11 protein-coding genes are annotated in these 13932 nt (G+C 39.2%); 10 read left to right on the forward strand and 1 reads right to left on the reverse strand.

What is annotated here, in order from left to right:
* The first annotated feature begins 307 nt into the window (after nt 1–307).
* Both E2L03_RS11770 and E2L03_RS11775 read left to right on the forward strand, forming a co-directional pair.
* Complete coding sequence (locus E2L03_RS11770) at nt 308–700, forward strand: thiol-disulfide oxidoreductase DCC family protein (protein WP_197196471.1); 393 nt, start codon at nt 308–310, stop codon at nt 698–700.
* 85 nt (nt 701–785) lie between these two features.
* Nucleotides 786–1106: a hypothetical protein gene (locus E2L03_RS11775; protein ID WP_038478276.1), complete on the forward strand. Its 321-nt coding sequence runs from the start codon at nt 786–788 to the stop codon at nt 1104–1106.
* A 180-nt stretch (nt 1107–1286) separates the two neighbouring features.
* Here E2L03_RS11775 and E2L03_RS11780 read toward each other — a convergent pair whose 3' ends face one another.
* Nucleotides 1287–1538 (reverse strand): hypothetical protein, encoded by a 252-nt coding sequence (locus E2L03_RS11780; RefSeq protein WP_038478279.1) that lies wholly within the window; start codon nt 1536–1538, stop codon nt 1287–1289.
* Between the two features lie 172 nt (nt 1539–1710).
* Between E2L03_RS11780 and rnhA the strand changes: the two genes are divergently transcribed.
* The 8 genes from rnhA to E2L03_RS11820 all read left to right on the forward strand — a co-directional run bounded on the left by rnhA (nt 1711) and on the right by E2L03_RS11820 (nt 13919).
* On the forward strand, nt 1711–2343 hold the full coding sequence (rnhA, locus tag E2L03_RS11785; RefSeq protein ID WP_038478282.1) for a ribonuclease H: 633 nt from the start codon (nt 1711–1713) through the stop codon (nt 2341–2343).
* Between the two features lie 33 nt (nt 2344–2376).
* Nucleotides 2377–3774, forward strand: coding sequence for an aldehyde dehydrogenase (locus tag E2L03_RS11790; protein WP_241741791.1), 1398 nt, complete (start codon nt 2377–2379; stop codon nt 3772–3774).
* A gap of 10 nt (nt 3775–3784) precedes the next feature.
* A complete protein-coding gene (locus E2L03_RS11795; RefSeq protein WP_134259263.1) occupies nt 3785–5086 on the forward strand; it encodes a lysine N(6)-hydroxylase/L-ornithine N(5)-oxygenase family protein in 1302 nt (433 codons plus the stop codon).
* A gap of 120 nt (nt 5087–5206) precedes the next feature.
* Nucleotides 5207–6664: a catalase gene (locus E2L03_RS11800; protein WP_038478288.1), complete on the forward strand. Its 1458-nt coding sequence runs from the start codon at nt 5207–5209 to the stop codon at nt 6662–6664.
* 99 nt (nt 6665–6763) lie between these two features.
* A complete protein-coding gene (locus E2L03_RS11805) occupies nt 6764–9802 on the forward strand; it encodes a GNAT family N-acetyltransferase (RefSeq protein ID WP_166740291.1) in 3039 nt (1012 codons plus the stop codon).
* A gap of 6 nt (nt 9803–9808) precedes the next feature.
* Entirely contained in the window at nt 9809–10663 is an 855-nt protein-coding gene (locus tag E2L03_RS11810; RefSeq protein WP_055735136.1) for an amidohydrolase family protein, read from the forward strand.
* A 234-nt stretch (nt 10664–10897) separates the two neighbouring features.
* On the forward strand, nt 10898–12658 hold the full coding sequence (locus E2L03_RS11815) for a M3 family oligoendopeptidase (RefSeq protein ID WP_038478296.1): 1761 nt from the start codon (nt 10898–10900) through the stop codon (nt 12656–12658).
* A gap of 361 nt (nt 12659–13019) precedes the next feature.
* Entirely contained in the window at nt 13020–13919 is a 900-nt protein-coding gene (locus tag E2L03_RS11820) for a hypothetical protein (RefSeq protein WP_134259265.1), read from the forward strand.
* Nucleotides 13920–13932 lie beyond the last annotated feature (13 nt).

A 13932-nucleotide genomic window follows, 5' to 3' on the forward strand; every position in this document is an offset into this window, starting at 1 on the left:
TTGACTACATGATAGTGTACCAACTGTGTGGAGAGAGATAAAGTGAAAAAGGATGGAAAAAACGTTTCAATTCGATTTGGAGAAATAAGTCGTAATGCCTGCTTTGTTACATAAATGTAAAGAAGCACCTAATATAGGGGCTTCAAAAGGTGGGGGAGGGATTCATGTAATGGAAACAAAATAAGAAAAATGCCCTCACTGAATTGTTTTGTAACCAATGGAAACAGGATGAAGAAAAAATGATTCAAACAATAGGAATGTTAATGCTTGTTATGATAGGCTAATTATAGAGGAAGGATGTGATCATGTGGGTGGAATTCTATTGTTCGATGGTGTATGCAGTTTGTGTAATCATCTTGTAGACTTCGTCATGAAACGAGACAAAGAAAAATACTATCAATTTGCTTCTCTCCAATCTGAAAAAGGCCAATCACTTTTAAAAGAATATCAACTTGAAGTCGATTTAAACACAATGGTGGTAATTGAGGATGACAAAGCCTACGTAAAAAGCGATGCAGTATTAAAGGTAGCACCTAAATTGACTGGGGGTTGGTTTATACTAGGAGCTGGAAAGTGGGTTCCACGTTTAATTCGACATAAGCTTTACGATGTAGTTGCTGCAAATCGTTATCGCTTATTCGGCAAGAAAACCACATGTCGTTTACCAACTGAAGAAGAGAGAAGTCGGTTTTTAACATAATTTTTGATGAAGTTCGTGATTTTTCTGTTCTGTACAGATGGAAGAATTGTGCTATAATTACAAAAAGCACGAGGGGGGCATCATAGTGAAACAGACTGAATTGCAACCATATTTGAAAGAGCGATTAGAGAAAGCGAAGCTTCAATTTGAGCGTACAATCGACTGTAAGCATACAGAATTTGATGATCTCTATCCGTATATCTCAGAACAGCCTACGTTTTTTTGGTACAAACGATACGTGGCTTGGCAAGAGCTGTTAACACTTGTTGAGATGGCTTCAGATTTTGAAGTGAACTGGGAAGAGCTTTTTCTTAAAAAGCAAACGATTTATATTAAAAAACGCATTTTAGATGCTAAAGTATTGGATAATTGGTATGAACAATCGACTGCCGATTCTGCACAATAAATAAATAGATTTAACACTACTCCTGAAATCACGCAACTTGATTTGAGGAGTTTTTTGGGTCCATTTGTAGCTTAATCAAAACCTTAATAGCTCTTTCCTTACTTCTTAGAGAGCCACGTTCAAACAAATGATTTTCTTCTTTGAACGAGTTGCTTTCTGAAAAAAAGAAAAAGTATTCTGCTACACAAGTGTGATAGATGCGTAGTTTTGACTATAAATTTCTTTTATTTTCTCCCCTATATCTTCTTCTAACTCTTCACGAGTAGGCATGCTATCGTAATTTTGGATGATATGAAACGTTTGTAACGATAAGAGTAAATAGGGGTATTTGTCCCCTTTATCTAACACGAGAACGAATAGTTTTTCTTTTTCCGTACAGACAAAATTTCCAATTTCCTCCACAGAGCGTTTTCGATCCACATTAATTTCCATGATTCGCCTCCTCTTTCCTTCAGTTTAGACAGAAAATGAACGTTTTAATCAAGGAAGTGCAGGCGTAGTGATGAAGATTTATAGTGTGATACACTACATGAGTAGAAGAATAATAGAACTGGTTTAGGAATGTCCTAGTAGACGTAGTTGACCAAAGTGAGGCGAAGAAAAAGTGGCAAAGCAAAAATATTATGTTGTATGGGCAGGCAAAAAGCCCGGTATATATGAAACGTGGTCAGAGTGTGAAAGGCAAGTGAAAGGCTTTAAAGGAGCACGATACAAGTCATTTCCAACAAAGAACGAGGCGGAACAAGCTTTTTTAGGGAAACCAGGTCAAGGTGTAAAAAAAACAGCCAAAAAATCGTTGCAGCGAGCTGAGCAAGGTAGTGGGAACGATGTTATTTGGGATAGTATTAGCGTAGACGTCGGAAGCCACGGGAATCCAGGAAGAGTAGAATATAAAGGTGTGGATACAAAAACAGGCGAGGTTTTATTTGAGAAAGAGCCAATTCAGCTCGGAACGAATAATATGGGTGAATTTTTAGCAATTGTACATGGGCTTGCTTATTTAAAACAGAAACAACTGTCAAAACCGATTTATTCTGATTCTAAAACCGCCATTAGTTGGGTGAAGAAGAAAAAAGCAAATTCAACATTACCACGAGATGAAAAAACTGAAGAGATTTGGTCCCTCATTGATCGAGCTGAGAAATGGCTAAAGGAAAATCCAAACCATCATCAAGTATTAAAATGGGATACAGAACGAAATGGTGAAATTAAAGCTGATTATGGTCGGAAAAGCTAAAAGTAAACGTTTTTCATTTTGGGTAAAGGGAATATGTTAAAAGAACACATAAAAGGGGATGTGACGTTTATGTATGCAACATTAAAAGGTGTTCAGCAAGAATTTGTTTTTTCAGGTGCCATGAAATCTTTTCACGCTAGAAAGCAGCAGCTAGAAAAATTAAAACAAATGCTACATCAACATGAACAAGAATTTCTTAGGGCAGTTAATAAAGATTTAAACAAGCAAGAAGCTGAAGCATTTATGATGGAGCTTGGTACGGTGCACGCTGAAATTACGCATGCGCTGGAATCATTAGAAGAATGGATGGAGCCAGTAAATGTAAAAACACCTGTTACGCATACTGGTTCTAAAAGCTATTTGGTAAATGAACCTTATGGAAGTGTATTAATTATAGCGCCTTGGAATTATCCAATTCAATTAACATTTTCTCCTTTAGTAGGAGCGCTAGCAGCTGGAAACAGTGCAGTTATTAAACCTTCCGAATTGACACCTCATACGTCAAGTGCCATTGCTGCCGCTGTGCGTGCAACTTTCGCACAAGAGATTGTTGCTGTCGTGGAGGGCGATGCGAAGACATCGGAAGCCCTTTTAAAACAGGGATTTGACTACATCTTTTTTACAGGTAGTGTGGCCGTAGGAAAAATTGTTATGAAACATGCTGCCGAACATTTAACACCTCATACCCTTGAATTAGGTGGGAAAAGCCCGGTGATTGTTGCAGAAGATGCGAAGCTTGACTTGGCGGCAAAGCGTATTGCATGGGGGAAATTTACGAATGCAGGACAAACATGTATTGCGCCTGATTATGTAATGGTTCACGAATCAGTCTACGAAGACTTTCTAAAAAAGCTTAAAAAGCATACGTACAATTTGTTTTCTCAACGAACAAAAGAAGGGACGTTCACGCAAATTGTTAATGATAAACATTTTGATCGATTAGCAGCCTTTTTAAATGATGGGGAAATTGTATTAGGGGGACAGAGCTCAAAGGAAGACCGTTTAATAGCACCAACTCTATTAACAGATGTTGATTGGGACGCCCCTATAATGCAAGATGAGATATTTGGACCCATCTTACCTGTCTTTCCATTTAAATCAGCAACAGAAGTATTGGTAAGAGTGCGATCATTACCAAATCCTCTTGCTCTATATGTGTTTTCGGAAGAGGAGCAAACGCAAAAACTGTACACCGAACAACTCTCGTTTGGGGGCGGCTGTATCAATGATACGATTATGCATGTAGCGAATCCTTACTTACCTTTTGGTGGGAAGGGTCCAAGTGGCATTGGGGCATACCACGGATATGAGAGTTTCCGTACTTTTTCTCACCAAAAGGGCATGCTAAAACAAACAACCGCTTTTGATATGCCGTTACGCTATAAAAGCGGTAAAGTTATGAACAAAATTATTCGAAGTGTTTTCAAATAGGAGCGTGTATATGAAAGAGAAAATTGATGTCATTGGAATAGGAATTGGTCCATTTAATTTAGGGCTTGCTGCTTTACTCGAGGAAAAGACAAACGTAAAAAGCGCATTTTTTGATGAAACAAATGTGTTTCAATGGCATCCTGGAATGTTATTAGATGGGACCGATTTACAGGTCCCATTTTTAGCCGATTTAGTTTCATTTGCAAACCCCACAAGTAAGTATACGTTTTTAAATTATGCTCATGTTCATGACCGCTTAATGTCATTTTTCTTTTTTAACCGGTTCGACGTACCAAGAAAAGAATACAATGCTTACTGCCGCTGGGTTTCAGAGCAATTAACGAACTGTCATTTTGGGAAGAAGGTAGTAGATGTTCGCTATGTAAAAGAGGATGAATGCTACGAAGTGACGGTAAAAGCGAATCATCAAACAGAGCACTACTATAGCAAACATCTTGTTGTTGGTACTGGTAGTGAGCCAATGGTGCCAGTTGAATTGGAAGAAGGGTTGAATGATGACCTCATCCATTCTAGTTCTTATGGGTTTCATGAAGAAAAGATAAAACAAGCGAAATCCATTACAGTGATTGGCTCTGGACAAAGTGCGGCTGAAATTTTTTATAAGCTGCTTGATGACCAAATTGATTATGACTATGAATTAACGTGGTTTACTCGCTCACCAGGATTCTTTCAGCTTGAAGACTCAAAAATTGGTCAGGAACTCTTTTCGCCTAGCTATGTGGATTACTTTCATAGCCTATCGTATGATACAAGAAAAAAAGCCCTTCCGATGCTAGGGAACTTGCGAAATGGTGTCCAACAAAAAACCCTTCACAAAATTTATGACAAGTTGTATCACCGTAGTATTGAAACAAATCATGCGCCAGCACTTGTTCAAGCAACAACGGAAGTAAGTCGTGTAGAAAAGAGTGGTACGAAAGGATACACACTTTTTGCTAAACAATGGCAAGAAGATCATTCGTTTAAACATGATACAGAAAAGGTTGTATTCGCTACCGGCTACAAACCTAGACTGCCTCAATGGTTTCAAGAGATGCTGAAAGAGGTGGAAATGGAATCAGAGAAGGAATTTGCTATGACTCGAAACGCAGCTTTACGATTTCTTGATGGAAGGAAGAACAACGTCTTTTCGTTAACAAATCTAGAGCATGCGTTAGGGACAAGCGCAACCAATTTAGGGTTATCAGTAGAGAGAAATGTACGAATCGTAAATGAACTGGCTGGCGAAGCCATATATAAAGAAAGTCCAGGGTCCGTGTTTCAACGCTTTTCAAGCGAAAAGAATACGTAATAATGATTATTAAAAAAGAATTCTTTTTGCATCAGGTTTAAATGCTTCTTGGAAGGGGAACAGTTTATCATTGCAACAAGGGAATAGAATGATACCTGTTTTCTGAAGGAGGCACTACATATGACACGTTTAACAGACAATCAAGGTCATCCGATCTACGACAATCAAAATTCAAGAACAGCCGGACAACATGGTCCGACTATGTTAGAAGACTATCATTTAGTAGAAAAGCTAGCTCACTTTGACAGAGAGCGTATACCTGAGCGAGTTGTCCATGCGAGAGGCGTTGGCGCTTACGGCGTTTTTAAGGTGAAGACGAATATGAAACGTTATACAAAAGCTGCTTTCCTTGCAGAGGATGGAAAAGAAACGCCATTGTTTGTACGTTTTTCTACAGTTATTCACGGCGGCACTTCTCCAGAAACATTGCGAGATCCTCGTGGCTTTTCAGTGAAGTTTTATACAGAGGAAGGCAATTATGATTTTGTTGGCAACAATTTACCTGTATTTTTCATTCGAGACGCAATCAAATTTCCAGATGTCATTCATTCATTAAAGCCCGACCCACGTACAAATATTCAAGATCCAGATCGTTACTGGGACTTTATGTCTTTGTCACCTGAAACAACGAATATGCTCATGCATTTGTTTACAGATGAAGGCATACCAGCTTCCTACCGAGAAATGCGGGGATCAAGTGTCCATGCGTTTAAGTGGGTGAATGCACATGGGAATATGGTCTATGTAAAGCTGCGTTGGGTTCCGAAAAAAGGTATTCGCAACTTATCAGGAGAAGAAGCAGCTGAAATTCAAGGGAAAGATTTTAACCATGCAACAAGAGATTTGTATGAAGCAATTGAAAAAGGTGATTTTCCAGAGTGGGATCTTTATGTTCAAATTCTTGACCCGGCAGACCTTGATCACTTTGATTTCCATCCACTGGATTCAACGAAAGACTGGTTAGAAGAAGATATTCCTTATCAACACGTTGGTACAATGACATTAAATCGTAATCCGGATAATGTGTTTGCAGAAACGGAACAAGTCGGCTTCAATCCCGGAAACCTTGTACCTGGAATCGAACCTTCAGAAGATAAGATGCTTCAAGGGAGAATCTTTTCTTATTCTGATACACAACGCTACCGTGTAGGTGCAAACTATTTAAATTTACCAGTCAATTGCCCATTTGCTCAAAAAGCAAACTTTCAGCGTGATGGTGCAATGCCAATTGGACAGCAGACAAATCGGATAAATTATGAGCCGAACCGTCACCAGGAAACACCTGCTGAGGCGGAAGGATACGAAGACTATAGAGCACCGATTAGCGGCACAATAGGTAGAATAGCGATTGAGAAGAAAAACCATTTTGGTCAAGCAGGAAAGATCTACCGTAATTACGAAAAGAGTGTTCAAGAAGCCCTCATTAAAAATATTGTTGGTGATCTAGAACAAGTAAAAGAAGAAACAGCTTTACGTGCAGTTTGTAATTTCTATCGAGCGGATGAAACCCTGGGTCAAGCATTGGCAGATCAATTGAATCTTGATATTTCTAGCTATGTGCAACATGCTGATCACTAAAGAAATCTTTAATTCCAAAAAGAACCAGCCATAAATGGCGGTTCTTTTTTGCGTCAAAGGATAATTTATTTTATGATAAACGAAAAAAGGGGGAAGGTTATGAAAATTGTAGATTATGAGAAAAAATATGCAAAGGCGACGGCAAAAATGTGGAATGAGAGTCGTGAAAATTTTGGTGGAGACGACAAAGTTGAATTGGCAGAAGATCGTGATAAAGACGAGCGAAACTCAGGGAATTTGTCAACCATGTTAGCCCTTCAAGAAGACAAGGTTGTAGGCTATTGCGGGTTAGCTGAATTTAAAACGGATAAAGATGCACTATACATTCCATTATTAAATGCTCACCCGCAGCATATCGGTAAAGGGATTGGAAAACAGCTTGTGCTTGAGGCCATTAAACGAACGTATAAAGCAGGGTGGCCCCGCCTTGATTTACATACTTGGCCAGGCAACACAAAAGCGGTTCCATTGTACAAACGATGTGGTTTTTTCTGGGAAGAGCGTGAAGAGACAACACATTTAATGAACTTTATACCTCTTGTTTTGCAACATCCATTTATTAAGAGATCGGTTACTGAAACAAACTGGTATCAAGCATTAAAACGGGATTTAACGGTAAAACCGGATGTGGAAAAAGAAAATGAATTTTCCGTTTTTACGTATCGCTTTGAGTTCGAGCATGATGAGGTCTCAGTTGGAATTGAGCATTCAAGTCGAAAGGTCTATAAGATTGAAACCGCAGAGGCAATGGTAGAGTATTTGCTTCCTCATAAACAATTGTTCCCGAATCATCCATATGAAGCCACTCTTAAAATTCATAATAAAAAGAATTGCCCTCTATCTATTCACGTAACTGAAACGGTTGATAACCGTTTACACATGAAGATGGCAGTTGATGATGTACTGGAAAAAAATGAACAGAAAACCTATCGTTTTCCCTTTATTATTTCTGAGGTTAGGAAGGAAGATGAAGCAATTTCAGATGGCGTTACATACCCAATGGCACGTATGCCCCTATTTATGGATGGGATAGCTTGTCCATTAGCGTGTGGATATTCAATAAAAAAACCGTTTGCACTTCAAGCAAAACCACAGTTAGAACAAGGTAAGGTGGTTTTTCAACTAAAGAATCATCTATCGACAAGTCAACAAGTGAATGTGCGTGTGAAGGATCATCCGCTTATTCAATGGAATAATCAAAGGGAAATGAACGTTTCTTTGGCTGCTACTGGTGTAGAATCATTTATACTCACATGTAAGCAAAAACGTGCTGGTGTCGTACCATTGATTATAGAGCTAGCGAGTGAAAGTAAGGACGGACACGGATCTTTACGCTATACTGAGCAGGTTCCTTTTCTTGTAGAATCAGACGATACCATTGGGTTTTTCGAAAAGGAGCGAAGTCTTGTTGTTGTGAATGGAAGACGTCAACTCGTCTTTGATTATGAAACGTACTTTGTCACGATGAAACAGTTCGGTCAGGACGAACCTTGGACTATGCTTTATCCTAGCTTCAATGAACCAGTATCGAATGAACTTGCTCAAACAGGCTGGACTTCACTCAAGCCGGAAGTGACAGATAATGGTGTACTCATAACAATTAACTATCCTATTCATAATGGAGATGCGCAATTAACCATTGTGTACGAGTGGGAGAAAAATGGAATCATTGAAGCAAGCTATGTTCTTAAAAATAAGAGTAGAAACGTGTTAGATTTAAAACAACTGATTATTCCTTTTTACTTTCAACCTGATTCGATCTATTTGCCTATTAAGGGGGAAGTGGTGCATGTGTCCCAAATAAATCAAGTGTGGATTCAAGATCTACCTTTAGACAAGCTTAGTGATCCATGGGTGTTTATGAACTGGGCTAGTAGTTCTCTAGGAGTTGAGGGAAAAGACGGTGCAGAATGCTTAGAGATCGATGACGACTTATGCGTTCGTTGGACATTAGATCCGCTTCAAGTTGGGGAAGAATCCACTTCTAAGAAACTACTTCTCTATTCAAATGTAGATAACAGCATTGATCAATTTATGGCTAGAAAGCATACGAAGCCAGTTGTAAAACCATTAAAACAAGTGGCGTTTGCTGCGCATGGTTTCTACCATCGAGGTGGTGAGGTAAACGTAGCACTTCAAACGAATCCCAATCAACCAGATCATGGGATTATTACAATCGTTGATGACAAATCTGTTACTTATCCGTATGAGCCGATGAAGGGCACAGAAACCATTCAGCATAAGTTAAACCAACCAGACCAACCAGTAACGACACTTGCCGTTACTGTTCAAGGTAAATCCATCCGATCTACTCATTATTTGCAAGCGCTATATGTTGGGGAGAAGACTGTCACGACACAAATAGTGCAGGAGAATGGTGTAGATGTTCATCTTGTTGATAATGGTGTTTTCACATTTAAAGCTGCCAATTCATTTTATCCGTCATTGTATTCGATTAAGACGAAAAGAGAGTGGCTTCATCACTCTTTCCCTACAGCAGGAGCAAAAAGTTGGTGGAATCCATGGGGTGGCGGCTTAATGACTATACCTGCTAATCTACAATTGAGAACGGTATATGAACATAAACGTCAGACAAACTTTGTGACGAGAGTGGATAATTGGAATCAAGAGTGGACGGGGATTAGAATATCAATAACCTTTTCAGATCATCCAATCTGGAAAAATGCCACGATTAGCCAATATTTTCTTACGTTGCCAGGCTGTATGTTGCTGACACATTATACAGAACTGGAAGATAGACAGGATCGAATCGATGAGCAAGAATGGTTAATGGGATGTTTTTTTAATCGTGATCAATTATTCCTTTACCCTACCGACTCGAATCAGCTTTCGTTTCAATTAGGAGAAAGGACACAAACTTTTGCTGGAAATCAATTAGAAAAAGTAGCGCGTCTCTATTGTGAAGAGACGGATGAGACGCTTCTTTTAGCTAGACCGAAGCACCAGCGCAAACCAGAATTTTATGAGAATAAAGATGTATTTTCGTACATGAGTAGAGAAACCATTGACTGGCATGGACCCGCTGTTTCGCAGCCACATAGTTTTGTATGGGCAAAAGGTTTAGCGCGAGCAGAAGGATGGGAATGGTTAAGTTCATTGCAATTTAAGGAGGAATAACGACCGTTGAAAATCATTGATGCACATGTTCATTTTTCAAGAATTCACACCTTCCAACGAACAGCAGTCGATGCAAGCATGCTGGCTTATGACCATAAAGGGATTGAGCGAGAATGTGAAGATGCGAATGTTATTGCAACAGTAGGTATGGGTGTGGAAGAAAGTGTTACAGGTGCTTTCCCCGATCATTCAGCTCCCGATTTAATGGGGTTAAACTTGCCTGATCGACCTAAAACAATGGGCATATGTATCGGGATAAACCCCTTTCGTTTTTCAAAGGAATCAGTTGAAAAGCTAGATGCTCTACTAGAAGAAAGAGAATTTGTTGGGGTGAAAATTTATTTAGGCTATTACCCATATTACGCATTTGATGAGGTGTATCAGCCTGTATATGAACTTGCAAAGAAGCATCGTGTTCCAGTTGTATTTCACACTGGTGATACGTATGCAGAAGGAGCGATATTAAAATATGCACATCCTTTAACGATTGATGAGGTAGCTGTAAAACATCGAGATGTTACATTTGTTATGGCTCATTTAGGAGATCCGTGGTGTTTAACGGCGGCAGAAGTAATGTATAAGAACCGCAATGTGTATGCGGACTTATCTGGTCTAATCGTGGGGACAGCTGATAAAGTAGCGCAGCATATGAGAAAAGATAATTCGTACTTTGATCATTTTAAACATGCGCTTATTTATGGGGATGCTTATGATCGTTACATGTTTGGTACCGATTGGCCGCTTGTCCCCATTAAGCCATACGCAGAATGGTTAGGTGGGATTATTCCAGAAAAGCACCATGAGGCATTCTTTCACGATACTGCGCTTCACGTATTTCCGAAATTACATGCATTGATATAAGCATAAGCCTGCCTCTGCTCTCATACGATTAAGTGAGAACAGAGGGGGCTTTTATTATGTTGAATTGGTGGACAAGGTATTGTAAGCAGGAGAAAGTGTTACTAATCGTAAGTGCTTTAACTGTTTTGTTTATGATTTCAAGTTTGTTCTTTTAACTATAACGTGCAAATCTAAACTATTAATGGTACGATATTACGGAATACGAAATAAAACCGTTTTTTTGAGGAGGATATGATGAAAGAAACTGTTCACTTTCCAATTACGTGGGATCTACATTCAATTTTTGAAGGCGGAAGCGATTCAAATGAATTCACAGAATTCTTCAACGAAACAAACAAGCAATTAGATCAATGGGTAGATCAATCGTCTGTTGAGGTGGAAGCATTAGTCCAAGCTATAGAATCAATTAGCCCAAGACTTTGGCAAACGGCTGCATTTGTTTCATGCTTAGCTGCTCAAGATGTAAATGATAAACAGGCATTGCTTCTAGCAGAAAACGTTCAAGAACAAAAAGTGAAAGCGCAAAAGCTTTATTTATTTTTAGAGGAAGAATTGCGAAGTATGTCAGATGACGCATTCAATCAACTGCTTACAAATGAGCAAGTGAAGCCGTCTGCTTATCTTTTAAAGAAAACACGTTCACACGCTTTAGATAAAATGAATACAGAAAAAGAAGAATTAGCTACAAAACTGGCTAAAGATGGCTACCATGCATGGGGTTCCGTTTACAATGAAGCTGTCGGACGAATGGTTATCCCGTTTGAAGAAGATGGGGAAACAAAGATGTTGTCAGCAGGTCAACTACATAATCGCTTAGGAAGTACAGACCGACAAGTTCGAGAACGAGCATCAGAGGCTGCTTTACATGCTTGGGAAGAGCAGGCACCATTGTTTACGCAGACGTTAAACCGTTTAGCGGGCTTTCGCTTAAAGCTTTATGAAGAGCGTGGGTGGGAAAATGTTTTAAAAGAACCACTAGAGCTTAACGGTATGACGGAAGACACTTTAAATACAATGTGGGCGACCATTACAAAAAATAAACCTGAATTCTATGCGTACATGGATAAAAAAGCAACATTACTCGGTGTGGATCAGTTATCGATTCATGATGTAGGTGCGCCACTTCCACTCGAAGATGCGTCAAAAAATACCATTCCATATGAAGAAGCGTGTCACTTAATTATTAAACATTTTAACCGGTTTAGTCCAAAAATGGCTGAGTTCGCAGAAATGGCACTGCGTGAAGGTTGGGTAGAAGCAGAAAATCGTTCTGGAAAGCGTCCAGGAGGCTTTTGTACGAACTTCCCAATGAATAAAGAAACACGTATTTTCATGACGTATGACGGATCGATGTCGAATGTTGCTACCCTTGCCCATGAATTAGGACATGCTTATCACAGCTGGTGTTTAAAAGACAATGACGTACAATCACAAAAGCAATATCCGATGAGTATTGCCGAGACAGCTTCAACGTTTGCAGAAATGATTGTAGCAGACGCTCTTGTTGACGAAGCCGAGAGCTCAGATGTAAAAAAGATGTTGCTAGAAAATAAACTGTCCCGATCTCTTGCTTTCTTTATGAATATTCATTCGCGGTTCTTATTTGAGACACGGTTCTATGAAGAGCGTAAAAACGGTATGGTACCAACAGAGCGTTTGAATGAGCTAATGGTAGATGCTCAAAAAGAGGCATATGGTGATAAATTATCTTCTTACGATCCTTATTTTTGGGCATCAAAACTACACTTCCACATTACTGGGCAGCCATTTTATAACTTCCCATATACATTCGGATATTTGTTTAGTATGGGAATCTATGCGCGCGCTTTAAAGTCTGAAACATCCTTTGAAAGTGCGTATATCTCCTTGCTTCAAGATAGCGGCAGTATGAGTGTTGAAGCATTAGCAGAGAAACATTTGAATGTAGACTTAACAAAACCTGACTTCTGGCAAGAGGCTATTGATGTAGTGTTAGAGGATATTCGCAAATTTTAATAATCGCCAACGTACAGCCATGCGAGCTGTACGTTTTTTTTTATAGATGATTGAAAAAAGGTAGTATGATGTTTAGCTCTATTCAAATAGGGAAGTTTGACTGTAATGTAGAATTCTCTAAATGATCAACCCGATCGTTATTGATGGGATAGATTTAGTAAAAGAATAAAAAAGTGAAATAACCACTGACAAAGGTAGAGGTTTCAGTGTATCTTAGTTATAAAATAAGGGAAGTGTCTTATTTTCCCTTTGCCGTGCTAATTTGTATGCGCTTAATGAATATCGTATGTGTGATGTATGACCGCATACATTATAAATAATGAGAAGTTCTGTTGTTTTTAGAATGAAAGGGGCAATAAAGGTGAAAAAAGCGTCGTTTTTCCTTTTATGCAGTGCAATGATGCTCACGGCTTGTGCTGAAGATCGAGAACCTACAGAGACAGAGCAGGTTGATGAGGGTGACAATGAACAAGTAGAGAACGGTCAACATCAAGAGGATCAAGTTGAAACTGAAGTGGGAGAAGAAGAGACCGAAACGGATCATGAGCTTGATGACTCTTCAGATGATGAGAAAGAAAAGGATGAAGAGGACCAGCCATCGGAGGAAGAGGAAAAAGACGAAGCCATTGATGAAGAAGACGTTTTAAATCCAGTAGACATCATTAATCGAGCGATTGAGGCTGAAACCCAATTTTCATCTTATTCACTTGAGTGGCAGCACCATGATGTAGCAGAGGATGGATCGGTGATGGAAGCGAAGGGGTTTACGCTCATTAAATATATGGAAAACGAAAACGGACCAGACTATTTTTATCGAGAGGATTCCGGTGTAGAATTAGAGGAGAATGACGCATCTACGATATATGAGGCCCAAACGCCAGAAGCTAGGACTCTTTATATTGAAGGTGAAGATCAAGTGACTTTGCAAACAGCTTCTGATGAATTCGTTCCAACAATCTCCATCCGAGACCTTCATGAATTTACCAATCAAACTGCGCCCTATCAGCTGAATTACAGAGGGATTTTTGAAACAGAGGGCTATGAGGCGTACCATATCTTTGCTGAAACAGAAAAGGGAGACACAGAAATTAACCTGTGGTTCGATACAGAAACTGGCATTCAAATCCGACAAAATGAATTTTTCGCAGGCTATAATGGAACGGTTTCTCGACTGACCATGTTCGATTCAGATGTAGAACTAACTGAAGCAGATTTTCAAATAAGCTATAGTAGTCAATATCCAGTAATTGATGAACGATAGTATAAAAAGAAGC

The sequence above is a fragment of the Shouchella oshimensis genome, assembly GCF_004375095.1.
Lineage (GTDB): Bacteria > Bacillota > Bacilli > Bacillales > Bacillaceae_D > Shouchella > Shouchella oshimensis.